General features: G+C 42.3%; 25 protein-coding genes. 7 read left to right on the top strand and 18 right to left on the bottom strand.

What is annotated here, in order from left to right; genetic code table 11:
* Nucleotides 1–176 precede the first annotated feature (176 nt).
* From J7I90_RS09520 to J7I90_RS09510, 4 genes are all read right to left on the bottom strand, one after another.
* Nucleotides 177–587, bottom strand: coding sequence for a DUF4064 domain-containing protein (locus tag J7I90_RS09520; RefSeq protein WP_214770898.1), 411 nt, complete (start codon nucleotides 585–587; stop codon nucleotides 177–179).
* Nucleotides 588–770: 183 nt separating this feature from the next.
* Nucleotides 771–905: a hypothetical protein gene (locus J7I90_RS27755; protein WP_285289424.1), complete on the bottom strand. Its 135-nt coding sequence runs from the start codon at nucleotides 903–905 to the stop codon at nucleotides 771–773.
* Between the two features lie 185 nt (nucleotides 906–1,090).
* Entirely contained in the window at nucleotides 1,091–2,536 is a 1,446-nt protein-coding gene (gene cobA / locus J7I90_RS09515; RefSeq protein WP_214770896.1) for a uroporphyrinogen-III C-methyltransferase, read from the bottom strand.
* A 13-nt stretch (nucleotides 2,537–2,549) separates the two neighbouring features.
* Nucleotides 2,550–3,365, bottom strand: a complete 816-nt coding sequence (locus tag J7I90_RS09510; RefSeq protein WP_214770894.1) for a uroporphyrinogen-III synthase — start codon at nucleotides 3,363–3,365, stop codon at nucleotides 2,550–2,552.
* Nucleotides 3,366–3,507: 142 nt separating this feature from the next.
* Here J7I90_RS09510 and J7I90_RS09505 point away from each other — a divergent pair, with 142 nt between their 5' ends.
* Nucleotides 3,508–3,705: a hypothetical protein gene (locus J7I90_RS09505; RefSeq protein ID WP_214770892.1), complete on the top strand. Its 198-nt coding sequence runs from the start codon at nucleotides 3,508–3,510 to the stop codon at nucleotides 3,703–3,705.
* A gap of 290 nt (nucleotides 3,706–3,995) precedes the next feature.
* Here the strand turns inward: J7I90_RS09505 and J7I90_RS09500 are convergent, their stop codons facing one another.
* From J7I90_RS09500 to J7I90_RS09475, 6 genes are all read right to left on the bottom strand, one after another.
* The gene (locus J7I90_RS09500; protein ID WP_214770890.1) at nucleotides 3,996–4,343 is read right to left on the bottom strand and encodes a hypothetical protein; all 348 of its coding nucleotides are present in this window, start codon (nucleotides 4,341–4,343) and stop codon (nucleotides 3,996–3,998) included.
* A 289-nt stretch (nucleotides 4,344–4,632) separates the two neighbouring features.
* On the bottom strand, nucleotides 4,633–5,343 hold the full coding sequence (locus tag J7I90_RS09495; RefSeq protein ID WP_214770886.1) for a DsbA family oxidoreductase: 711 nt from the start codon (nucleotides 5,341–5,343) through the stop codon (nucleotides 4,633–4,635).
* A 74-nt stretch (nucleotides 5,344–5,417) separates the two neighbouring features.
* Nucleotides 5,418–5,873 (bottom strand): RrF2 family transcriptional regulator, encoded by a 456-nt coding sequence (locus tag J7I90_RS09490; protein ID WP_048685569.1) that lies wholly within the window; start codon nucleotides 5,871–5,873, stop codon nucleotides 5,418–5,420.
* 193 nt (nucleotides 5,874–6,066) lie between these two features.
* On the bottom strand, nucleotides 6,067–6,819 hold the full coding sequence (locus tag J7I90_RS09485; RefSeq protein WP_214770884.1) for a TIGR03943 family putative permease subunit: 753 nt from the start codon (nucleotides 6,817–6,819) through the stop codon (nucleotides 6,067–6,069).
* On the bottom strand, nucleotides 6,819–7,829 hold the full coding sequence (locus J7I90_RS09480) for a permease (RefSeq protein WP_214770882.1): 1,011 nt from the start codon (nucleotides 7,827–7,829) through the stop codon (nucleotides 6,819–6,821). Before J7I90_RS09480 ends, J7I90_RS09485 begins: the two co-directional genes overlap by 1 nt.
* 116 nt (nucleotides 7,830–7,945) lie before the next feature.
* The gene (locus J7I90_RS09475; RefSeq protein ID WP_214770880.1) at nucleotides 7,946–8,614 is read right to left on the bottom strand and encodes a YdeI/OmpD-associated family protein; all 669 of its coding nucleotides are present in this window, start codon (nucleotides 8,612–8,614) and stop codon (nucleotides 7,946–7,948) included.
* A gap of 636 nt (nucleotides 8,615–9,250) precedes the next feature.
* Here J7I90_RS09475 and J7I90_RS09470 point away from each other — a divergent pair.
* Entirely contained in the window at nucleotides 9,251–9,754 is a 504-nt protein-coding gene (locus J7I90_RS09470; protein ID WP_214770878.1) for a DinB family protein, read from the top strand.
* 508 nt (nucleotides 9,755–10,262) lie between these two features.
* Here the strand turns inward: J7I90_RS09470 and J7I90_RS09465 are convergent.
* Together J7I90_RS09465 and J7I90_RS09460 are read right to left on the bottom strand one after the other, a co-directional pair.
* Entirely contained in the window at nucleotides 10,263–10,616 is a 354-nt protein-coding gene (locus J7I90_RS09465; protein ID WP_214770876.1) for a UTRA domain-containing protein, read from the bottom strand.
* 220 nt (nucleotides 10,617–10,836) lie between these two features.
* Nucleotides 10,837–11,721, bottom strand: a complete 885-nt coding sequence (locus J7I90_RS09460; RefSeq protein ID WP_214770873.1) for a PHP domain-containing protein — start codon at nucleotides 11,719–11,721, stop codon at nucleotides 10,837–10,839.
* Nucleotides 11,722–12,585: 864 nt separating this feature from the next.
* On the opposite strand from J7I90_RS09460, the gene guaC reads away from it, so the two are divergent.
* Entirely contained in the window at nucleotides 12,586–13,569 is a 984-nt protein-coding gene (guaC, locus tag J7I90_RS09455) for a GMP reductase (protein ID WP_214770870.1), read from the top strand.
* A gap of 51 nt (nucleotides 13,570–13,620) precedes the next feature.
* On the opposite strand, the gene J7I90_RS09450 is transcribed toward guaC, so the two are convergent.
* Nucleotides 13,621–13,962: a zinc ribbon domain-containing protein YjdM gene (locus tag J7I90_RS09450; protein WP_214770868.1), complete on the bottom strand. Its 342-nt coding sequence runs from the start codon at nucleotides 13,960–13,962 to the stop codon at nucleotides 13,621–13,623.
* A 155-nt stretch (nucleotides 13,963–14,117) separates the two neighbouring features.
* On the opposite strand from J7I90_RS09450, the gene J7I90_RS09445 reads away from it, so the two are divergent.
* From J7I90_RS09445 to J7I90_RS09430, 4 genes are all read left to right on the top strand, one after another.
* Nucleotides 14,118–14,807 (top strand): response regulator transcription factor, encoded by a 690-nt coding sequence (locus J7I90_RS09445; protein WP_214771334.1) that lies wholly within the window; start codon nucleotides 14,118–14,120, stop codon nucleotides 14,805–14,807.
* The gene (locus tag J7I90_RS09440; protein WP_214770866.1) at nucleotides 14,804–15,808 is read left to right on the top strand and encodes a sensor histidine kinase; all 1,005 of its coding nucleotides are present in this window, start codon (nucleotides 14,804–14,806) and stop codon (nucleotides 15,806–15,808) included. Before J7I90_RS09445 ends, J7I90_RS09440 begins: the two co-directional genes overlap by 4 nt.
* 100 nt (nucleotides 15,809–15,908) lie before the next feature.
* Nucleotides 15,909–16,670, top strand: a complete 762-nt coding sequence (locus J7I90_RS09435) for an ABC transporter ATP-binding protein (RefSeq protein WP_048689374.1) — start codon at nucleotides 15,909–15,911, stop codon at nucleotides 16,668–16,670.
* Nucleotides 16,660–18,606, top strand: a complete 1,947-nt coding sequence (locus J7I90_RS09430; RefSeq protein WP_214770864.1) for an FtsX-like permease family protein — start codon at nucleotides 16,660–16,662, stop codon at nucleotides 18,604–18,606. Before J7I90_RS09435 ends, J7I90_RS09430 begins: the two co-directional genes overlap by 11 nt.
* A gap of 180 nt (nucleotides 18,607–18,786) precedes the next feature.
* Here the strand turns inward: J7I90_RS09430 and J7I90_RS27750 are convergent, their stop codons facing one another.
* The 5 genes from J7I90_RS27750 to J7I90_RS09410 form a co-directional block, all read right to left on the bottom strand.
* Nucleotides 18,787–18,909, bottom strand: a complete 123-nt coding sequence (locus J7I90_RS27750) for a hypothetical protein (RefSeq protein WP_285289423.1) — start codon at nucleotides 18,907–18,909, stop codon at nucleotides 18,787–18,789.
* A gap of 97 nt (nucleotides 18,910–19,006) precedes the next feature.
* On the bottom strand, nucleotides 19,007–20,071 hold the full coding sequence (locus tag J7I90_RS09425; protein ID WP_053535980.1) for an NAD(P)/FAD-dependent oxidoreductase: 1,065 nt from the start codon (nucleotides 20,069–20,071) through the stop codon (nucleotides 19,007–19,009).
* 206 nt (nucleotides 20,072–20,277) lie between these two features.
* Nucleotides 20,278–21,093 (bottom strand): phosphonoacetaldehyde hydrolase, encoded by an 816-nt coding sequence (gene phnX, locus J7I90_RS09420; protein ID WP_214770862.1) that lies wholly within the window; start codon nucleotides 21,091–21,093, stop codon nucleotides 20,278–20,280.
* The gene (phnW, locus tag J7I90_RS09415; RefSeq protein WP_214770860.1) at nucleotides 21,090–22,184 is read right to left on the bottom strand and encodes a 2-aminoethylphosphonate--pyruvate transaminase; all 1,095 of its coding nucleotides are present in this window, start codon (nucleotides 22,182–22,184) and stop codon (nucleotides 21,090–21,092) included. Before phnW ends, phnX begins: the two co-directional genes overlap by 4 nt.
* A 25-nt stretch (nucleotides 22,185–22,209) precedes the next feature.
* Nucleotides 22,210–23,202, bottom strand: a complete 993-nt coding sequence (locus J7I90_RS09410; RefSeq protein WP_214770859.1) for an extracellular solute-binding protein — start codon at nucleotides 23,200–23,202, stop codon at nucleotides 22,210–22,212.
* Between the last annotated feature and the right edge of the window lie 8 nt (nucleotides 23,203–23,210).

Raw genomic sequence — 23,210 nt, 5'->3', positions numbered from 1 at the left:
ATCGAACTCCAGTCTATTTTTATTTAAATCTATAATAATAGTAACATGATAGACTGGTGATTTCAGGTATAATAAGGTATTTTCTCCTAAAATATCCCTACGGCATAAAAGGAGCTTACCCGCATTATCGGGAAAGCTCCTTTGTTTTCAATCACAAAACTATGTACGATGCCGGATCATTCGATCACTTCCACCGTTTCCCTCGGCTTCCTTACAAGGCACATGATACCCGGTATGATGAAGAAGATAAGCGGCCAAACATGAAAAATCGTCAGAATGCCCGTAATGATCAATAAGATTCCGGCTCCCTTCGCCTTGCCGCCCTTTAATAGAAAGATAGCGATCAAACCGCCTGCCAGGGCAATGAACAGCGATATGATCCCCACCCAAAGCATGCCCATGAATAACTTGATTGACATATCTACCTCAGACGAGGAAAACTCAGAATCTGTCATTAATGAGTAGTCCATCATTTCTTTCAAATCGATACTGTTGAGATAAACGGCCGCTATGATCGTCACGATTAAAAAAATCGCGGCGATACTCACGCCTATGATACTTAATGCGTATTCCCATGTCCGTTTCATTTACTTCGCCTCCCTGGAAAAGTCACATATATATAATACCCAATCTGTGAAGGAATAAAAGACTTTTATTCCTTACCCCTCAAAATTGAGTGTCCATTTGGTGAATTCGTCCAATTCCGTTTAATGCCCACCCCTGCCTCGCCTTCATTCATCCTTCTTTTTCAATCGTTCATGTAATTCATCTCATGTATTATCCAGGTTATTCATTTTTGTCATATGCTTTATAAAGAAACTGACCGCCTTCACAACCATAACGAATAACAGAACAAGGAGGGCAAGGTAGAAAAATTGCCATAAAATATCACCAATATTAAACATGAAGTCACCTCCTGCCTTTGAATGAATTCCGGCCAATAAAAGCAGTAAGTGAGGGCTTTTCATACTCCGTGATGTTCCGTAATTAAATGATAACACGATTGGCACTAACACTGAACGCCAACAATATTAATAGAAGGTGAATAACGAAGCCCTCCAAAGGAAATAGACTCTGTTTTTATCAGAGCCTAAAAAATATTCCTATTCACGATCAAATCCACCAATTGTTCGACAGACGGTTCTTTCGGCATCATATCAGATGTAAATCCATAGTCTTGAAGTCTATTGCCGGTACTTTCCCCGATCCCCCCGATGGAGGCTTGTTTTAGCAGCGCTTCAACATCCACGTTTGCCTTGTTCCCATATTGCATCAGCATATCGACTGAATGCCGATTTGAAAACAATACCGTTCCTACAGCTTTCCCATCAAGCATTCTCGGAAAGATTTCAAGGAATCTTTCATCGACAAATTTAGCGATTGTTTGAATATAGTCTCCGTCCCCGTGTGCAGGATCTCTAAATTCCCTGTCTCGATCCCCAACAACTAACAGTGTTCCGGCTTCCGGCATCCCGGATTTGAGCTCGGCCGTCAGACCCCGTTGCTGCAAAGCCTTTTTCGATTTCCTTGATAACACATATAGTTTAGAAGAAATCCGGCGGAAATCAATAGCTTGTTCAGTGAGTGAATCCAAGAATCCATGGACACTTTCAGGCGAAGTGAAGAGAATTCGATCATACGAAAGAAAAGCGAGCAGCTGACTTTCTTCTATTTTCACTTTTGCCGCATTCCATTTAGGAAACTCGATGACTTCGCCGCCAAGTTCATACAGGGCTTCCGCCAAAGCGCTTTTTGCCGTCCCCGTCCGGGCCACTAAAAACCGTTGTCCATAAAGCGGCTTCCTTTCGAACCATTGCAGTTTTCCCCTCAGTGAAATGATATCCCCGACCAAGGTGATTGCAGGATTGCCAAGCGACCTTCCACTTACCCGTTCGACGATATCATCCAAGGTCCCCTCGACACTTTCCTGTCTTCCATAAGTGCCCCATTGAATGACGAGTGCCGGTGTATTCCCTGGCTTTCCATGATTGATCAAATTTTCGCGGATAGACGGAAGGTTGGCTACACCCATATAAAAGGCAACCGCATCTATGCTCACAAGCCCATTCCAATCTATATCCTTCTTCGTTTGGTCATGGCCCGTCACCATCGCAAAAGAACGTCCGTAATCCCGATGTGTGACGGGGACTCCTGCGTACATGGATGCAGCAATGCTGGACGTAACCCCCGGAATGACTTCGAATGGGATTCCCTCATCTTTCAACGATTCCGCTTCCTCCCCGACTCTTCCAAAAACGGCAGGATCACCGCCTTTCAAACGGACGACCCGATGCCCTTCCAGTGCTTTGGAAACAAGCAGCTCATTGATTTCCCCTTGGCTGATGCCAGTAGTATAAGGTGTCTTGCCACAATATATCAATTCACAATCGAAGGCGGCAGCCTCCAACAGCTTGGGATTTAGCAATCTATCATATAAAATGACATCCGCTTTTTCAATCGCTTTTTGGCCTTTTACGGTAATCAGGCCTTCGTCACCCGGACCTGCACCAACAAAATAAACCTTGCCCTTGGTCATGCCGCACTCACCCCTATCTGCTTGCCATTCCCTGATAATATTTCACCAGCTCCACCATTGCACTGCCCATCCGTTGATCTTCAGGATATATGACCCGATCGATCCCTTCATCGATCACCACCTGCGCCGTTACCTTTCCGACCGCAAGAGCAATTACATCTGATGCAAACAGGCCGACTATCTTATCCTCCACGCCTTGTTCACGGACAAATCTCATTAAATTTCGCGGCTGGGGTGCACTCGTGAACACAACCGAATCGATTTTGCCTTCAAGGATTTCTTTGATCAGCTGCTGCATCGTTTCTTTTTCAGGCGCTATATGTTCATATGGCAGGATTTCTTTATGTTCCACTTTTTGTTCATCCAGCCAATTCATCAAAAGAGGCGCCGGATCGCCGTGAAGCTGCAAAGCGACCTTTACACCTCCAAGCAGATGGCCTTCCAGATTGCGAACAAGCCCTGCCGTACTGCCATCATCATCACGGATTAATGGCTGCAGGCCAAGCTTTTTCAGCATATTAACCGTTTTATAGCCCCTAGCTGCAATTTTCATAGACTGCAAAGCCTCTATGAAACGATCTCCCGCTTCCATCTTCACTGCCGTTTTATATAATAATTCCGTTCCCACTCCCGTAGTGAGAATGATCCAATCGAACTCCCCTGCCATCAACCGGGTGACATCCTCTTCCAAATGGGAATCATCAAGGAAAACCGTCCCCTGTGCCGGGCGAACAACCGGGACTCCCCCAAGATTTTGAACGATTTTACTAAGTTCTTCCGTCTTCCGCGCCCCCAATAAAGCAACGGTCCTGCCATTAAGCTTACTCATCCATGCCCCTCCTATATGTACATTCAATTAAATCCATCTCACCCATTATACAAATTTTCAGTCTTTGAAACTATAAAAAACGGATTCCATATCAAAAACAACGCTTTTTCTTTCTTTTATCTTATATGAATTCAGCGGAAAGATGGAAGAGCAGCATTTTGCTTTTCATAAGTCTCGCCCTCATGGGTTTGGAGCAAATAATCGTGAGTTTGGGGCTTTTACTCATGAGTTTGGAGCAAATAATCGTGAGTTTCGAGCTTTTACTCGTGAGTTTTGGGCCTTTACTCGTGAGTTTGGGGCTTTTACTCATGAGTTTGGAGCAAATAATCGTGAGTTTTAGGCTTTTACTCATGAGTTTGGAGCAAATAATCGTGAGTTTCGAGCTTTTACTCGTCAGTTTTCGGCTTTTACTTGTGAGTTTCGAGCTTTTACTCGTGAGTTTTGGGCTTTTACTCGTGAGTTTCGAACATATACTCGTGAGTTTCGAGCTTTTACTCGTCAATTTCGAGTAAATACTCGTGAGTTTCCAAAAAAGCAAAACATGGCCTGCTTCAATTCCCTCATCTATCTTTTCAGTCAATACAAAAAAGCTGCCTTCAGGACAGCGATTTTCAACGATTTAACTTTTTGTTAATTCTTATTTATCGCCCTTTGGGCAATATGCTCCTGTTCCTTTTTTACAAAAACATCATATTGAGTGGTTTCATGACGATTCTGGAAGTTTTCAGTGCCTAAATTCATAGGCGTTTTCGTTTTGTAGGGTATCCCTTCCCTTTCCAATTTCGCAACCGCCTTATAATAATTTTCATTCCCGAATGCTGTATAAATACATGTCCAATATTTATAGGAAATTAGTTTGGCAATTACTGCACATGCAATCACGAAGACTAGTATTCCAATCATTATATACATCTTTAACTCCCTTTCATTTCGGACTTTTTTTGGAAAAGCCATCCTGTACACTATATTCTTTGCCATACATGACATTTCCTTTTTAAGAAAGGCTGTTTTCACATACTTTGTTGCTATTTACCAAATAGTGAGGTGTGGTTGATTTCCCCTCCAGATGCTCGCTTTCCGCGGGGCGGGCGGTGAGCCTCCTCGGCGTAAACACCTGTGGATCTCACCTGTCCCGCTGCTCCCGCAGGAGTCTCGCACTTCCGCTCCAATCAACCTTAAATGGTTTCGTTTTAAAAACAACAATCTTTACGAAAAGAGCCTTAAGAAGAAAAAGGAGACCCCAGTTTGGGGCCTCCTTCTTCACCTTCTATTTTTCCTTTACGTTACAAGAACCGTCCGTACAAGCGTCGCCTGTTGCTGGATCATTCACGATCGTAAGCGGATTTTCCTCAGCCCATACTTTTTTTAGCGTATCGAGGAATGCTTCCGTTGGCTGGGCGCCGGAGATTCCATATTTCCGATTAATGACGAAGAATGGGACTCCTGTAATGCCAAGCAGGCTTCCTTCTTGCTCATTTCCCCTAACCTCTGCCGTGAATGCCGTTCCTGTCAGCATGGACTCCGTCTCGGACTTTTCAAGGCCAACCTCTTCAGCCAAACTTGCCAATGTAGCGTGATCGCCAATATGTTTGCCTTCCGTAAAGTAAGCTTTAAATAGGCGTTCATTCATTTCTTTCTCTTTACCTTTTGATGCAGCAAAGTGCATCAAGCGGTGGGCATCGAACGAATTCGTTAAGACCACTTTGTCCAAGTGATAATCGAGTCCCAATTCTTTAGCCTGTTGAGTCAGGTTTTGGCTGTTCGCTTCCACCTGTGCTTGAGACATACCGTATTTCTTGGCCAGCATTTCATTTTGAGTCATATTGATATCCCGCTCAGCCTCTGGGTTCAACTCAAAACTGCGAAAGGAGACCTCTACCTGATCTTTATTTTCAAACTGCCTTAAAGCCTCTTCGAACCGGCGCTTACCTATATAACAGAACGGACATTGATAATCCGACCAAATTTCCACTTTCATGTAAATACCTCCTCATTTCAAATGCAATCGCATTAAGCACATTATATAATCCTGGGTACCCTCTTGCAAGGATATTAGCCCAGACACTCATTTTCAAAATTGGTGAAATCGACTTTTTTCATGAATTCTTCCAATGTATAGCCCTTTAGCAGGCGCAATGTTTCCTTTTCGGCTTCGTTCATGATTTCCTCCAAAGCCGTATCCAGCTGTTTCCCGACCTCACCGCATTCGCTCGTTTCCATACAAACGAGACATTCGGGCCGTACCGCTTGATACACATCCGCCAAAGTAAGCTGAGAGGCAGGCACCTTCAGACTATAACCGCCTTCCCGTCCTTCCTTTGTTTCGACGATCCCCGCAGCTGCAAGCTGTGCCATCACCCTTCTTAAAAAAGTGGCGTGTGACTTCACCTTTAAGGCGATTGCCGAACTTGTCAGGAGCTTTTCGCTTTGTGCGAGCCAAACCAAAGAGTGAACGGCAATGGCAAACCGCGGCGGTCCAATTTGATTGTTTCGATTACTTGAAGACAAGATTATCCCCCCTTACACTCTTATCCATGGTAAGGCCATTATACTATGTTACGTGCTCCCGAACAAATGGCGCCGTTTCTCGATTTTCCGCCCGCAGCGCACGATTTTACGTACGTTTCCGGTTTCCACAAAATAAAATCCCCCTTTCGGCACCCAAACCCGGCAAAACATCCTTTTGCCGGGTTTTTCAATTCTACTGAATGATTTGTACATTTTCATATAAATAAGCTTCTTCCGGTGCCTTTATTTTCTTCGACTCTTTTAAATCGATCACCGGTACGGGTTCCCCTTTATAGCTACCTTTTTTCAATGTCCCTGTAATCGTATACCAATCATTCGTCTTCATTCCTTCCACGTTCCCGTTGACCATATACCCGTATAACGTCGCATCGACCACACAGCAGGACATGGAGAGGCGGGAGATGGCCATTTGTTTTTTCGTAAATGTATCCTCACGGTATATGAACCCCGAAATCTCTATTTCCTTCCCCTCGATCGTATCGAGGTTGTTCAGTAAATCATCCAGTACTTCAAAATAATTATCATCGGTTACGGAGATTTTCTCCCCATTCGCATGTTTCCCTGAATCATATGAACTTACCATCTGTGCCTGCTGCTTCGCCATCCCCCTTTTCGCCAGCACTTCCCCGCTCAATGTAAAATCGGTCAGGATGAAGCCCAGGAGAATCGGAAGGAAGAACAAACTATATTTCAGGACCGAAGACTCCCCATTCGATCCGCAATCACAATGTTGTTCACCCTGCTTTTGTTTTTTCATTCGGAGAAAGCTGATCACTAAAAAAGCGAAAAGTGCCGCCAATGCATATGGAACCATCTTGGGTGCAATCAATTTCGTTAAATATCCTGAAACATACAATTTAAAGATCATGAGGCCCAATCCCAGCAGCAGCAATCCTTCAAGTCTTTGGATAAAATAACGTTTCATCAGAAGACCCCCTTACTGATCAACTTGCCTGCAATCAGGCAGAGGCTGAAGACGACTGCGAAGATAAGCAGGACATACGTGACGACGAAGCTCCGTTTAAAACAGGACATCATGATCAAAACATTTTTCAGATCCAGCATGGGACCAAATACAAGGAATCCCAGTATGGAGCCTGGCAGAAAACTATGGGAAAAGGAGGCCGCAACGAATGCATCAGCTGATGAACAGAGTGAAAGCACAAACGCAATTCCCATCATCAACGCCGTGCCTTTTATTGGCGCCTGACCAATATCGGCCATTACCGACCGATCCAGGAATACCTGAAATACACTCGCAAACAAGGCCCCGATGATAAAGTATCGGCCGACCATAAAAAACTCCTGCGAAGTATGATCAATGAAGCTTGTCCATTTACTGGACTGAATATCATGTTCATGCCCTTGTACCAGTTCCAGCTTGTCCTCTTTCACCACATCTTTTGTGCTGAATATATGAATGAATAAACCTGCGATTATGGCCGTCAGGACACAAAGGATGATTCTTCCATATAGAATGGACGGATTATTTTGGAACGCATAATAAGTTGAGCCAAACACGATGACATTCAATATTGGGGCTGTTACGAGCAAGACCACACCTGCATGGACCGGGACACCCTTTTGAATCAATCTCCGGACGACCGGAATGATTGCACATTCGCAAACCGGAATGATCAGCGCCGCCGCAATCGCGGCAAAAATGGCCGTCAGGGGTCTTTTGGGTATCATCCGCTGAATGATTTCTTCACTGATGAACAACTGGATAAATGATGAAGCAATGGCCCCCAGGAACAGGAAAGGAATCGATTCTAAAAACAATCCCAAAAACACGACGAACACAGAGTGAAGCATCGGGTAGTCGGAGAAATCAATCGCTTTGGGAATGAACACATCGCCTAGAAAAAAGAATGCCAGCAGCAAAAACAGCAGAATCAATAACAGCAAATTTCCCGTGTAGCGTTTCAAAAGCATATTTAACCACCTCACAAATCATAATTATTACGATTTAAGTTTGGATTCGGTCTAGTATATGCTTTTGATAGGATTAACAGTACAGAAAAAAAAGAGAATGGAAGACATTCCCACCCTCATTTATTCCTTCGATATAGATCCCTGCTCTTGTAACCTTCTCCTAAAATCATTTTCATTTCCTGGCGCCGTTTCACTTGTGTCGCCTCTTGTTTTGCACTATACACATAACGGGCCCAATCCTTGCGATACCCTGGCGTAAGTGATTGATAGAACGCAAGCAAATCAGGGGAATCCTGCAAATCCTTCTCAATTTCAGAAATCATGCCGATATAATCATCTACTGATTGGCTTGCTTTGGTAGATGGACGGTTTCTATTTTTTGAATCTTCTTTCAGTCCGACTACCGTAAAGACATCATCCAACCCAACCATACGCGCAAACTTCAGGTCACTCGAGCCAACATACCCTTCATCATCCGCATCAAGGCCCTGCATCAGATCATCACGATGAATATATGAAGCATATTCTTTATTCCCCTTCTTCGGGTACGCCAAATAAATATAGCCATTTTTACTCAAATGATTCTTCGCGATCACCTTATCCACGATTCTCTTTAAGGAATCCATATCCAATACAAAGGCAAATATAAGATCATAGGCACTTTCATTAAGCTTTGTATCGTAATCCGGCAGCTCTGCTAAATAATCCGCCCCGGCAGGCTGATTCAGGACTGCCACCCGTTCATATTTATGTAAATTCAGTTTTTCAACTATTGTTTTAGCCATTGCATTCACCATCCAATCCTGGTTGATTTTTTTACCTTCAGTTTATAAGCTTCCCATTGCGTTAGCAACTTTTCTCTAGATAATATAAAAAGTCAAAAGTCCCTGTGGAAAACTTCCGTCTTTTTCTTATAATCATTTCTAGGAAAATATTAACTGTGCTATAATTTAGATATAATAAATTCCGATGCTCCGGCTTCCTTGGATTCTTTTCCCTTTGAATGCCAGCTTCATTTTTCGGTTCTTTAGCGGAGGCCCTTGGCGCAACATACTAAGCAGGCATAAACTCAACTTTTTTGCATAGGCATGATAGGGTATCAAAGCTCCGGATAAAATGTAGTCCCTGGAAATACAGAACTGACTTCAGCTCTGCATTTCTTCCTCAAAAACATGAATACCAATTAAGCATGCCTTTTCGTTGTACTATAAGAGGTATCTTTTTACACTCTTCATTAAATTGAAACCATGCTTTTAAAACATAGTGTCACACTCCTTCATTCATCATGAATCCACTTTAATTCAGGTGTTTTCTCCGTAGTTTTTATGCATTCTTTATGCAATCAGATATCCCTTTGGTTTTTCCTATTTCAAAAAATTCAGTGATGCTTTCATATGGGGTGTCACAAAAGGGGAGTTCTCATGAATTATATCGAGTATGATTTGCTATTTGAATCAAGAAAACAATTAATTGAGGAAATTACGGAATTGGATGAAAAAACGCTCCACCATAAGCCTGTGCCTGAAGTATGGAACATCGCCCAAATTTGCCATCATTTATATCTTACGGAACAGGTTTTTACAGAAGTTATAGCAAATGGCATTCGGGAAAGGGATTTTAATAATATCATTCAAAAAAACATATACTTCGTTACTGATAGAACAAGGAAATTCTCATCCCCTGAGGTCATTTCACCCTCTTCAACCCCATTTCAATTATCGAGCCTCGTGGATTTGCTGGCAGAATCAAGGGATCGATTATTACAGGTTCTTTATGATATGGATTCAGGTATCTTGTTAAATAGAAAGAAAGCCAAACATCCCCTGTTCGGGGACCTCTCATTGGATCAATGGATTGAGTTATTATCCTTACATGAACAAAGGCATATCAAACAGATTCAAGAAATAAAGTCCTCCCTTATATAAGCCTTCATGACAATGACACCAGACAGCCATTTTCAAACAAAATAAAGAGACCACGTCATTTTGTGGTCTTTTTTCATGCATGCTATGAAACGAACGTGACTGTCGGGGGCTGCACCAAGTTGATGGATTGGCAGAGTCCATATTCCCCTAGCCAGCATTTTTGTATCCAGATGATACTTTTAGTTTCCTTTTGATTTGTGTTGCTAAGATTTCAAGACAGATTGCGATGATCAGGATAAAATATGTTTTAGTTTCAAGCTAACATCTTCAATGTATCTTGTTGCCAAGTGAACGGACGTTAAGAAAGAGTAAATCTTTGTATGAAATTTGTTAAAGCCAGGCCTACACTATTCAAATTTCGTGCTTGAATCGTGGATTCGGAGCATTTACTCGTGAGTTTCGTACTTTTACTCGTGAATTCAGAGCATTTACTCGTGGGTTTCGTACTTTTACTCGTGAATTCAGAGCATTTACTAGTGAATTCGATCGATATCTGGAATGGAAGTTTTTATATAACATATGTAAAACAATCTCTCCGATAGATTATGACCGTGTGATCAAGGACTTGATTACTCCGCTTATCCCGGCATAATGATTCCACTTGCAAAAGTGGAATCAAACTTGAACACTGCAAAATATCCCGTTCGAAAAGAGTGGGGAAAAACACATTCAGCGTGCTCCTGCTGGATCCGAACTCTACAAAGCCACGCTGCCGATAATATTGAAACATGGTGGGTATATCCGGACCGTCCTTTTCTATTTCAGGAAATGTTGATTTTGCTACAAAAGATGTATGAAGAGCGATCGGGAAATCGTCGATTAACCTAAGCCTGACAATTTTAAAGACCTTTTTTTCCGCCAACAAAAATCCCCCTTTACATATGATTTCCTTGTTACTGTCAGTGTAATGAGTAAATATGAAGCTATCATGGTTTTCTTGTAAAAAAAAAGTCCTGGTCAATTACCAGAACGAAATGAAGTACTTATTTTTAGATCCTTTTACATACAATACCTTGCATGTTCATTCTCAAATTCATAACCCAGCATGTAAGGATGCCGCTTTCACAGCAAAGTTCCTGGTTTCATAGGTCTATATTTTTCAATACCACATCATTGATGGCCATGCTTTTTTTCCTTAATTTCAAAGCATTCACACATTCCGTTCCAGGGCTCATACTGCCAAGCCGAATCGGCTTTTTCCCATAATCCCCATGAAAATCGGAACCTCCTGTTTTAATGAGATTATATTGATCTGCATATGAAATCGCTATTTCCTCTTCTGCATGACCATGATGCGGGTGAAGAACTTCAATCCCTTCAAGCCCTGCTTTTACAAGATCAGGGATAATTTCGAAGCTCCCGTATTGTCCAGGGTGAGCAAGGACCGGGACGCCTCCGGCAGCACGAATCGCCTTCACAGCCATTATGGCATCCACATACTCCAAAGGAATAAAGGCAATGCCCGGCTCTTCCCCATTTTGGCCGCGGCTGAAGATTTTTCTATACAAACCTCCATAGATAGAATCCGTATACCCCGATTCCCGAAGCGCCAGCATAATATGCTGTTTATAAACACCGGTTCCTCCCCTGAATTTAGATACCTGTTCCCAAGTTATTCGATAACCTGCATGAACCAGCCGTTCCACCATTTTTTCAGAAGCTGCATTCCTCTTTTCAATCAATGGATTACATAAATCCTCAAGGGCCTTATGACCAGGCTCAACAAAATAGCCCAAAATATGTACACGCCTTCCTCTTGCAAAGTCATAACCGGATACTTCGATACCAGGGATGATTTCAATCCCTATCTCCTTACCCCGTTCCACCATCTCTTGCAATCTCATGGTTGTATCGTGATTCGTAATCGCTAAATGGCCAACGCTCTCCCTTTTTGCAACTTCCAATAGTTCTTCAAAAGAACTGGAACCATCTGAAACGTTCGTATGACAATGTAATTCAACCTTCATGCCAATCCCCCCATTCTTATTCGTTTCCCATTTTCATTTTAACTTAGTGCCATGCCGGTCAACGTTAAGATGATGTAAAAAAACGTAAAGGTGTAAAAGTCGTCCCGATTGGTGAAAATACTTAAGTATTTCAAGCTGTAGACAAAAAAATTCCAGTTGATTTCAGAAATGCGCTCCCATTCCGCCGACTGTCTGCCAGGCCGTATCAAAGTAAACGTCTCCGGGTTCTCGGCTAGCCCGTTATTCCGCAGGAGTGTCGCACATTTCTTCCATTCCATAAGGAGTACAGGAAAAAACATGAAGGGTAAACTGGTCTTAAACATGGTTCGGAATGTACCAGCCTGGTTTTTCTTTTAGAAAATTCCAGTTGATTGGAACGAAAGGCGCGAGACTCCTGCGGGAAAAGCGTGTCTAGGGGAGACCCCGCAGGCGCAAGGCGACGAGGAGGCTCCCCGACCGCCCGCGGAAAGCGAGTGCCTGGAGTGGAAATCAACGGTTCTATTTTACAATCCTACAAAAAACTATTGGCAAAAGGAGTTTTCCTAAACTTCAAACAAAGTTGATTGGAATGGGTGTTCGAGACTCCTGCGGGAAAAGCGTGGCATGGGAGACAACGCAGGCGTGCCGAGGAGGCTCCCGCCCGCGGAAAGCGAAAGCCTGAAGTGGAAATCAACGTTCCAAAGTAACATGTTCATTCATCCTTTTCAGCTCCCATTCTGTTATGGATTTTCCATCAAATTGAAATAAAATCAGAACAAAACCAATAAAAATTTTGACTTACTGTCAAAAATGATGTACATTACCTAATGGGCGAACAATTTTTATTAAAAAAGACAAAAATATTCGTATATAGAGGTGCATAACATGGAAAACGTGTTTGATTATGAAGATATTCAATTAATTCCTGCAAAATGTGTAGTAAATAGCCGTTCTGAGTGTGATACATCCGTTACTTTAGGTAAACATACATTCAAGTTGCCTGTAGTACCTGCCAATATGCAAACGATCATCGATGAAAAGATTGCCATTTACTTGGCTGAAAACGGTTACTTTTATGTAATGCATCGTTTTGAACCAGAAAAACGACTGGCTTTCATTAAAGACATGCATTCAAGAGAATTGATCGCTTCCATCAGTGTCGGCGTTAAAGAAGAAGAATACGGATTCATCGAACAATTATCGAATGACAACATTGTGCCTGAATACATTACGATAGATATTGCGCACGGACATTCCAATGCCGTGATAAGAATGATACAGCATATTAAAAAACATTTACCTGAAAGTTTTGTCATTGCAGGAAATGTGGGAACTCCTGAAGCGGTACGTGAATTGGAACATGCCGGTGCGGATGCTACAAAGGTGGGCATTGGACCAGGGAAAGTATGCATCACTAAAATCAAGACTGGATTTGGAACGGGCGGCTGGCAATTAGCTGCACTTCGCTGGTGTGCAAAAGCGGCAAGCAAGCCAATCATCGCTGACGGCGGCATTCGCACAAACGGTGATATTGCCAAATCAGTTAGATTCGGAGCTTCAATGGTCATGATCGGTTCACTATTTGCCGGACATGAAGAATCTCCAGGTCAAACGATCGAGAAAGATGGAAAGGCCTTTAAAGAATACTTTGGTTCAGCTTCTGAATTCCAAAAAGGTGAAAAGAAAAACGTTGAAGGCAAAAAGATGTTTGTCGAGCACAAAGGATCTTTGGAAGATACGTTGAAGGAAATGGAACAAGATCTTCAGTCATCCATTTCATATGCAGGCGGTACCAAGTTGGAAGCCATAAGGAATGTGGATTATGTGGTCGTTAAGAATTCAATCTTTAACGGTGACAAAGTTTATTAAGATGTAATCTAAAGAAACGGCCTAATCAATGGATTAGGCCGTTTTTTATCATTACCCCTTTTTAACAAATTGGGATTTTAATTTCATTGCACCAAAACCATCTATCTTACAATCAATATCATGATCTCCATCAACTAGACGGATGCTTTTGACTTTAGTGCCCATTTTTAAGACGGATGAGCTCCCTTTCACTTTAAGATCCTTGATTACCGTAACGGTATCACCATCGTTCAAGGCATTTCCATTAGCATCTTTGATGACCTTCTTTTGATCACCATTTTCCGTTTCCGCTTCCACCGTCCATTCATGGGCGCATTCCGGGCAAACAAAAAGACTGCCGTCTTCGTATGTATATTCTGAATCACATGCAGGGCAATTAGGAAAATCAGGCATAAATTCACTTCCTCCATTCATTATGCCAATTTTAATATAATAATGGTTTACACACAACCAGCAGGCTGTACCTCCCTTGTCCCTCCCTTCCTCTAGAACCTATAAAGGTTTTACTATATACTTTTAAGAAAAAGCTGGAAAGTGCGGTGAACCCATTGTTTAAACTATTATTGATAGAAGATGATACGACGTTATTCAATGAAATTAAAGATAGATTGGCGCAATGGTCTTATGATATTTACGGAATCAGCGATTTTAGTAAAGTGGTTCAGGAATTCACGGACATAAAACCTGATTTGGTCATCATTGATATACAGTTGCCGAAGTTTGACGGATTTCATTGGTGCAGAATGATCCGGGCCCATTCCAATGTTCCCATCATCTTTTTATCATCACGTGATCATCCTACGGACATGGTGATGTCCATGCAGCTTGGAGCTGATGATTTCATCCAGAAGCCTTTTCATTTCGATGTACTCATCGCGAAGATACAGGCCACCCTTCGCCGTGTCTATAATTACAATACGGAAAAGATCGAATTGAAAACGTGGTGCGGCGCCACCGTGGATTACGAGAAGAACACGGTTTCGGCCGAGACGGGCACAATCGAATTGACGAAAAATGAAATTTTCATCTTGAAAAAGCTCATTGAACAGAAAAACAAGATCGTAAGCCGCGAAGAATTGATCAACAGTTTATGGGATGACAAACGTTTCATAAGCGATAACACCCTTACAGTGAATGTGAACCGTTTACGAAAGAGGTTGGATGAACTAGGTCTAGGGCATTTTATCGAAACGAAAGTCGGACAGGGCTATATCGCCGTGGAAGAGGCAAATGCATGATCAGGAAATATCTCGTGGAAAGGTTCAGCTGGATCACATTCTACATACTTCTTCATCTATTCATTATCTTTGTCGCTTACCTTGATTCGGCCATTCCGTTAAAGCCAATACTGTATATTGTTTTTTTATCATTGCTCATGTTCAGTATGTTTTTGATTTTCCGCTATAAAAAGGAAACCTACTTTTATAAAAGTTTAGAAGCACGGGAAGACAACCTGGATATAACGAATATAGCCGAACCAGAGAGCCCTTTCGAAAAAATCATAGAAAACTGCATCATTAACCAAACCGAATTATTGAAGCGATCCGCAGCAACCGGTCAAATGACTTTAGAGCAGGAGAAGGATGAATTATTATCTTGGATTCATGAAGTGAAGACACCATTGACGGCGATGCATTTAATGATTGACCGCTTGGATGATGAATTGCTGAAATCACACTTGACCTATGAGTGGCTGCGCATTCATCTTCTTCTTGATCAGCAGCTCCATCAAAGGCGCATGCCTTTCATCGAAAATGATTTGTATATAGAGAAAACCGATTTGGAAACAATAATCTTTGATGAGATTAAAACGCTGCGGTCATGGTGCATGCAAAAAGGAATCGGCTTCGACATCCAATTGGATGTAACCGAAGTGCTTAGTGATGCCAAGTGGCTGGCCTTCATCATGAGGCAGCTCTTGACCAACTCCATTAAATACAGTGAAAATTCAGATATCATGATATATAGCCATGAGCAAGCCGGCCAAACGGTTCTGGAAGTGCAAGACTCTGGACGGGGCATTGACCCAAAGGATTTATCCCGCATATTTGACAAAGGATTTACATCCACGACAAATCACCGTGACAGTGCGGCAACCGGCATGGGTCTATATTTAACCAAGAATGCGGCCGAACCCCTGTTCATCTCCATTAATGTGAAATCAGAGGTTGGAACCGGGACGACCGTTACCTTGACCTTCCCAAAAAGAAATGATTTCGTGAATATCACAAGCATGTGACAAAAGTGTCACATGCTTTTATTCTTTGTTCGTCCAAACGAAGGAAAAGAAATACATGGCCTTTTATAATGAGGATATAGAAAAAAAGGAGTGTATCCAAATGAATATATTAGAAGCGAAAAAAATCCATAAAAGCTATGGTAATAAATTCAATAAACAAGAAGTATTAAAGGGTCTTGATATAAGCATACAAGAAGGTGAATTCGTAAGTATCATGGGTGCCTCCGGTTCAGGAAAAACAACTTTGCTGAATGTCCTTTCCTCGATCGATAAAATCAGCAACGGCACCATTACGATCGATGGTAAAGAGATATCAGGGATGAAAGAAAAGAATTTGGCCGAATTCCGTAAGAACCACTTGGGCTTCATTTTCCAGGAATATAACCTATTGGACACATTGACTGTCAAAGAAAATATCCTTTTGCCCTTATCCATTACAAAAACGCCCAATAATGAAGCGGCACAAAAGTTTGATAGCGTGGCGAAGGAACTGGGCATATATGAAGTGAAGGATAAATACCCAAATGAAATTTCCGGCGGTCAAAAACAGCGTACGTCTGCAGCACGGGCTTTCATCCATGATCCAAGCATCATTTTTGCGGATGAACCGACTGGGGCGCTTGACTCCAAATCAGCTTCCGATTTATTGAACAAACTGAGCGAAATGAATAAAAAGCACAAAGCTACCATCATCATGGTAACCCATGATCCCGTGGCCGCCAGTTATTGCAGCCGAGTCATTTTCATTAAAGACGGACAAATCTATACCCAATTGAATAAAGGTGAAGAATCAAGACAAACTTTCTTCAAGGACATCATGAAAACACAAGGTGTATTGGGAGGAGTTCAAAATGAGCATTAATCAACTCATCCTGCGAAATCTGAAGAAGAATCTGAAGAACTATTATCTGTATGTGTTTGCCTTGGTCTTCAGCGCTTCCCTTTACTTTGCTTTCGTCACCTTGCAATATGACCCAGCGCTGGATGAAGCGGAGGGTACGGTGAAAGGGGCTGCCTCCATCAAGGCAGCATCGATCCTGCTTGTTGCAATTGTTTCCATATTCCTTTTATATGCCAATAGCATTTTCATTAAAAGACGCAGTAAAGAAATTGGCCTATTCCAATTGATAGGCATGACGAAGAACAGGATATTCCGTATCCTGAGTGTGGAAAACCTGATCCTGTATTTCTGTTCCGTATTCCTGGGAATCTTTGTAGGGTTTGCCGCTTCAAAATTGATCATCATGATCCTATTTAAAATAATGGGTGTCGAGGCAATCGCGACGCTTAACTTTTCTTTTCAGCCGCTAGTGCAAACCTTGCTCGTTTTTAGCGCCATCTATCTTTTAATCATGTTGATGAATTATGCCTTCATTAAAAAGCAAACCATTCTATCATTATTTAGAGTGACTTCCATGACGGAAGGAAAAGTGAAAAAAGTTTCCATGGTCGAAATGATCACCGGGATATTCGGAATCATCCTGATCATTGCTGGCTATGTCATTTCATCCAAATTATTCGATGGAGCATTTACACAGATGACCGAGCTTTTCATGGTCATGATCGTCATTCTGGCAACCGTCATCATCGGTACCTACCTATTCTATAAAGGATCCGTAAGCTTCATCTTTAATATCGTCCGTAAAAAGAAAAATGGCTATTTGAACATCAATGAAGTATTGTCCCTTTCATCCATCATGTTCCGGATGAAATCGAATACGATATTATTGACGATCATCACGACCGTTTCCGCTCTGGCGATCGGGTTATTATCATTAAGCTATATCTCCTACTACTCAGCGGAGAAAATGGCACAAAGCAGTATCCCTACCGATTTTTCGATGACGGATATGGGAGATGCGGATACATTCAAAGAGGCTTTATCAAACAGTAAAATTGATTATGACGAAAAGGTCATAGATGTCATTCAGATAAATGTCAATGTAAAGGAAATAATGGAAACGAGCCTTGAAGGAATGAACTTCGATCCGGACATCATGACCGTTCCCGTCATCAGTGATGAATCCGTTAAAGGAATCAACCTCGCTGAAGATGAGACCCTTTTCAGCGGCTATAGTAATATGATGGAGCAGGTCATATCCTTGAAGGATTCCGGAAAGATTGAACTGAAAGGCAAGAATGAAGCGATTCCGCAAACATATATGGGATTGAAAGATGATACGTTCCTGCACTATTACTTCACGAATGGCGGATTGCCCGTTGCCATTGTAGACCAAACAATATTCGACCGTTTGAAAAAGGACATCGACCCGAAAATCCAAAAAGTATCATCCGTTAATATTGGCATTGATGTGAAGGATGAAGCTGAACTTGAAAAAGCGAATGATTTATTCAAAAAAATGAGTTTTAAAGAAGAACATGTGAATGATTCCCAATTGGAAATGTTCAATACCCAGAAGAAGAATATGGGTCTTATCATGTTCATCGTCGGCTTCTTGGGATTAACTTTCCTCATCACATCCGGCTGCATCCTGTATTTCAAGCAAATGGATGAAAGTGAAGGGGAAAAATCCAATTATACGATTTTAAGAAAACTGGGATTCACGCGTGGTGACTTACTAAGAGGAATCCAAGCGAAACAAGTTTTCAATTTCGGCATTCCATTAATCGTCGGTCTGCTTCACAGTTATTTCGCAGTCCAATCAGGATGGTTCTTTTTCGGGACCGAAGTTTGGGCACCGATGATCATCGTCATGGCATTATATACGGCATTGTATTCGATTTTCGGAATCCTATCCGTATTTCATTACAAGAAGGTCATCAAAGAATCTCTATAATTTCGAAGATACAAAAGCTCCAGGGCCAATGAGGCCCTGGAGCTTTTAAACTGTAGAAAAAATCGAATAAAAGTGATTTCCACTCCAGGCACTCGCTTTTCCCGCCTGAGTATCGAACACCCTCTCCAATCAACTGGAATGTTTTTTCAGAAAAAATGTAGGCAAACTGCAACGAACAGATTATACAAACCCTGAAAGAAGTTCCAGCTGCTTTCGGAAATCAGCTCCATTTCCATCCTGCCAAGCATCCAGCGAGTCTTTGGCTAGCCAGTTAATCGGCAGGAGTGTCGCCCCCCTTTTCACTCCAATGGGATTCCATACATAAAAAAGTAAACCATGGCGGAAATCATCATGGTTTTAGGGTGGGACAATTCGAACAGCTGTCAGTTTCCGTTTCCTTTTAAAGTACCCCAGCCGGTTTCATCATTTCCTTGATCAATTCCCTGTTGCGCTTTTTAAAGATTTCATTATGGGAAGAAACCATTCCGACTCCGTGAGCGTCAGGCTGGATATATTGCTTTGCCTTGTTTACGGCATTTGCAGCATCTTGAAAGGTGCCTGCTATCAGGTTCAATTTACCTTCATGTTTAAGGATATCACCGGCTGCGTATATTCCATCCATCGAGGATTCACTTGCAGGAGTACCTTCAATATAATAGTTATCGGCAATGGCAATGTCCACTTTACTATTTCGAAGCAGCGATGTATCACGCTCATAACCATGATTGATGATGACTTCATCGATCGGTAAGTAGGATACCTCTCCCGTTGCGTGATTCGTCAGTTCAACATGTTCAATTGATTCATGATCGTCGCAGGCGATCAATTTTGTAATCGTCGTATTCAAGAAACAAACAGCAGAGCTTTCCATCAATTGCCTTGCTTGTGATTCATGTCCTGCCAAACTATCTTTCCTGTATGTCAGGTACACCTTTTTGGCGATGGGCTCTAATTCATTTGCCCAGTCTATTGCAGAATTCCCGCCGCCTGAAATGATCACCGTCTTATCCTTGAAACGATTGAAAGACTTGACAGTATAGTTTAAATTGGAGACTTCAAACCGTTCTGCCCCGTCTATTTCCAACTTTTGCGGATTCAGGATTCCGCCGCCAACCGCGACAATGATCGTCTTGGAAAAGTGCACTTGACCTGAAGCCGTATGTAAAACGAAGATGCCTTCTTCATTACGTGTGATTGATTCCACTTTCTCATTCAAGACGACTGTTGGATTGAATGTTAAACCTTGCTCCACTAGCTGCTCGATTAATTTTTCCCCGGTAGTGGGTGTCAGCCCTCCTACATCCCAAATCATTTTCTCTGGATAGACATGAATTTTCCCGCCCAGCCGTGGCTGGTATTCAATCAGCTTAACTTTCATTTCTCTAAGTCCGCTATAAAAAGTGGAGTAAAGACCTGCTGGCCCTCCCCCAATAACCGTTACATCAAATAAATCCTGCTGTTCCATCTACGTCCACTCCCCGGTAATCAAGTGTGATTGATTATCATTCTCATTTAATCGTACACTCTTTTCTCACTTTTTACAATAAGCAGTCGAGTTAAATTTCAAAAAAAACGATGCATTCTGCACGTATGTATGAAGTTGAAAAAAGTGCAGCCATCCTTCATCCCTGCTCAAGGATGAAAGTTGCTGCACTTTCTTTGTGATGAATGTTAGTTTGAACGAGGTCTTTTCCCGTCCGCTATAAGAAGGTTAATATGATCTATGAGTTCAGGTAGTTCCTCCATCGTTTTTATGGTAAAGTCTGCCCCGTTTTCCAAAAAGATATGTGCCGTTTTAGAGATGAGATCTTGTTTATCTTTTTCTGGCAAACTTGTATACTCATCCAAACTCAATCCCATCTCAGAGCTTCCGACAATGACTCCGACCGACCATACTCCAGCATTCACCCCCTCTTTCATGTCGGAAGTGGTATCGCCTACCTTCACCACCTTCCATGATGCCGCTAATTTCAACTTTTCCATATTCCGATAGATCATGTAAGGATATGGCCTTCCAATCGAATGGGTTGCATCCGGGGTTACATGGAAATCCGGCCCATACCCTTTTTTCAAAGCATTTACTGTGACGACCTCCATCATTGTATCGGTATATCCCGTTGTCGACCCAATCTTCAGGCCGCGATTCCTTAATGCTTCCACCGTCTCGATAACCCCTGGAATGGGATCTGTATAATCCGCCAATGACATCATCAGCGCCGGTTCGAATTCAGCATATAGTCTTTCAACGTCTTCCTCATTGAATGGCCTTCCGTATTGCTCCTCCCATAACGAGGATATCCTTGGCATGGTCAGCATCGCACGAATATGGTCGATTTTCAGCATGCCCATCGGAGCTCTGGCTTCCTCCATCGTCACGTCCAGTCCAGCATTCTTAAAAATATCCACAAAAACATTCACTGGTGCAAAACATCCAAAATCCACTGCTGTTCCAGCCCAATCCAAAATGATTCCTTCTACCTTATTCATACTGTCACCACTTTCATATATTTTTCGACGATCCTGCCTAGTTCCTCGATATCTTCTTCATGGATTTCGCCAATATTGCCGATCCGGAATGTATCGATGTCAGTCAGCTTTCCGGGGTAAATTACGTAACCCCTCTCTTTGATGAAATTGTAGAAGTCCCCAAAATCAAAGGTTTCAGTTGGAAAAAGGAAAGTTGTAATGATAGGCGATTGTTTATCAGGTGAGATGTATGCATGGATGCCCAATTTCCCCATCAGCTCCCTCAGCCTATCATTATTATTTTTATAACGGGTGAATCTGGCTGGGATGCCGCCTTCTTCCGTTAATTCTTCCAGCGCTTTAGCAAACGAGGCCACTACATGTGTTGGAGATGTGAAACGCCATTTCCCATCCTTGTCCATTTCTTTCCACTGGTCATATAAATCCAGGGACAAACTGCGGGCATTGCCTTCACAAGCCAACAATTTCTCAAGCTTTGCAATGACAAAGCCAAAACCAGGGATTCCTTGAATGCATTTATTCGCACTGCTGATCAAATAATCAATTCCGAGTTCTGGCACATTCATCTCCACTCCGCCAAAGCTGCTCATCGCATCAATGATCAAGGATTTCCCTTGTTCGTTTGATATCCTCGAAACCATCTCTATCGGATTTAAAATCCCTGTCGTCGTTTCACAATGAACCATCGCTATATGTGTAATGTCACGATCAGCCAGTAAAATGTTCCGGATTTCAGCTTCCTTTGGATATTCATTGAACTCAACGCCATATTCAACATGATTCAGACCAATGCACTCCGCCATTTTTACAATCCGTTTTCCATATGCTCCATTCGTAATGATCAGCACTTTATCGGATTTTGAAAGTGCAGTCGTCAGTACGGATTCTACAACAAACGAGCCGCTTCCCTGCATAAGTACAGCTGTATATTCTCCGTTTGCAGCATATGCCAGTTCAAGAAGCTGGGATCTGATTTTTTGTGTGATTTCTTTATAATCATTTTCCCACGTGCAGCGGTCAACAAGCATTTCCTGTTTCACCGTACTTGTAGTGGTCAGCGGTCCAGGCGTCAATAGTTTATACGTATTCATTTTCCTTCACTCCTCACTGTATTCATCATTGTGCTGATTTAAAGAACTCTTGATGCTGTTTCAATAATTCAACCGTTAGGGGCTGCCTGTATTTCTTAGGGTGGGCCGGTTTGTTCTTTTCCGTTACCTTTTCACCTTCATAAAGTGCGACAGGGTAATGTTTCAGCAATTCTTCTCTAGCATCTTTACTGATCGTTTCTGCCATTTTCATCGCCAAGCTTGTTTTAGCTTCATTATCTTTATTCACGACAGCCACGGATTCCGTGTAGGAGAAATTCCCCTCAACCGGATCGACGAACTTGATCGGTAAGCCTGACTCTTTAGCCATCACAGCTTGGTAGCGTAAACCAAAACCGGCAGCCACTTCCCCTGCTTGAACTTTATTGATCGGGCCTGAACCTGAGCTCTCAAGATGCGGACCGCTATTCGCTATTAAGTCATGAAGAACCTTTTTGCCCTCTGCGTCACCATATTGACTGATTATTGCTTGAACTAACAGCCACCCTGTTGAAGAGTCCAGGATGTTAGGAATTGAAACGAACCCTTTATAATCCGGCTTTGTTAAATCCTTAATCGAGGCAGGCATCGGCAGGCCTTTTTGTTTAAGCACTTCTGTATTCACAAAAATGGAACCTGTATTTGCCAAAATCGGTGTGTAATAGGCTGGGTTTTTTTCCAATGCTTTCGTACTAAATGACAGGTCCTTGAACATGGAGTGCTGTTCCTGTGCGCTTTCAATGAAATAGGAACTCATCGTCACGACATCAGCCTCGATTTCATCTCCTTCTGCCAACAGTTTCCCGCCTAATTCGGAAGTGCCTAATGATTGAAGGACATATTTCCCTTCGTATCCGGCATCTTTCAGGGAAGTCTCCATTGCGGCAGTGGCTTCTTCATCGCCATTCGTATAAATGACCACCTTTTCCTCATCCGCTTTGCCGCTGTTACGGCCCACCAATACAAATACCAAACTTAAAGCAATTAAAGAAAGTAAGGCTATCTTCAACGTTTTAGACATAATATCCC

The sequence above is a fragment of the Bacillus sp. ISL-57 genome (genome assembly GCF_018613135.1).
Lineage (GTDB): Bacteria > Bacillota > Bacilli > Bacillales > DSM-1321 > Peribacillus > Peribacillus frigoritolerans.
Note: the sequence above shows the minus strand (reverse complement) of the source record. Positions and strands in the feature narration are given on the sequence as shown.

Bases quoted from the DNA above. Each gene is read 5' to 3' on its own strand.
- J7I90_RS09520 (WP_214770898.1), bottom strand. From the start codon at position 587: ATGAAACGGACATGGGAATACGCATTAAGTATCATAGGCGTGAGTATC.
- J7I90_RS27755 (WP_285289424.1), bottom strand. From the start codon at position 905: ATGTTTAATATTGGTGATATTTTATGGCAATTTTTCTACCTTGCCCTC.
- cobA (WP_214770896.1), bottom strand. From the start codon at position 2,536: ATGACCAAGGGCAAGGTTTATTTTGTTGGTGCAGGTCCGGGTGACGAA.
- J7I90_RS09510 (WP_214770894.1), bottom strand. From the start codon at position 3,365: ATGAGTAAGCTTAATGGCAGGACCGTTGCTTTATTGGGGGCGCGGAAG.
- J7I90_RS09505 (WP_214770892.1), top strand. From the start codon at position 3,508: ATGGAAGAGCAGCATTTTGCTTTTCATAAGTCTCGCCCTCATGGGTTT.
- J7I90_RS09500 (WP_214770890.1), bottom strand. From the start codon at position 4,343: ATGGCAAAGAATATAGTGTACAGGATGGCTTTTCCAAAAAAAGTCCGA.
- J7I90_RS09495 (WP_214770886.1), bottom strand. From the start codon at position 5,343: ATGAAAGTGGAAATTTGGTCGGATTATCAATGTCCGTTCTGTTATATA.
- J7I90_RS09485 (WP_214770884.1), bottom strand. From the start codon at position 6,819: ATGAAACGTTATTTTATCCAAAGACTTGAAGGATTGCTGCTGCTGGGA.
- J7I90_RS09480 (WP_214770882.1), bottom strand. From the start codon at position 7,829: ATGCTTTTGAAACGCTACACGGGAAATTTGCTGTTATTGATTCTGCTG.
- J7I90_RS09475 (WP_214770880.1), bottom strand. From the start codon at position 8,614: ATGGCTAAAACAATAGTTGAAAAACTGAATTTACATAAATATGAACGG.
- J7I90_RS09470 (WP_214770878.1), top strand. From the start codon at position 9,251: ATGAATTATATCGAGTATGATTTGCTATTTGAATCAAGAAAACAATTA.
- J7I90_RS09460 (WP_214770873.1), bottom strand. From the start codon at position 11,721: ATGAAGGTTGAATTACATTGTCATACGAACGTTTCAGATGGTTCCAGT.
- guaC (WP_214770870.1), top strand. From the start codon at position 12,586: ATGGAAAACGTGTTTGATTATGAAGATATTCAATTAATTCCTGCAAAA.
- J7I90_RS09450 (WP_214770868.1), bottom strand. From the start codon at position 13,962: ATGCCTGATTTTCCTAATTGCCCTGCATGTGATTCAGAATATACATAC.
- J7I90_RS09440 (WP_214770866.1), top strand. From the start codon at position 14,804: ATGATCAGGAAATATCTCGTGGAAAGGTTCAGCTGGATCACATTCTAC.
- J7I90_RS09435 (WP_048689374.1), top strand. From the start codon at position 15,909: ATGAATATATTAGAAGCGAAAAAAATCCATAAAAGCTATGGTAATAAA.
- J7I90_RS09430 (WP_214770864.1), top strand. From the start codon at position 16,660: ATGAGCATTAATCAACTCATCCTGCGAAATCTGAAGAAGAATCTGAAG.
- J7I90_RS09425 (WP_053535980.1), bottom strand. From the start codon at position 20,071: ATGGAACAGCAGGATTTATTTGATGTAACGGTTATTGGGGGAGGGCCA.
- phnX (WP_214770862.1), bottom strand. From the start codon at position 21,093: ATGAATAAGGTAGAAGGAATCATTTTGGATTGGGCTGGAACAGCAGTG.
- phnW (WP_214770860.1), bottom strand. From the start codon at position 22,184: ATGAATACGTATAAACTATTGACGCCTGGACCGCTGACCACTACAAGT.
- J7I90_RS09410 (WP_214770859.1), bottom strand. From the start codon at position 23,202: ATGTCTAAAACGTTGAAGATAGCCTTACTTTCTTTAATTGCTTTAAGT.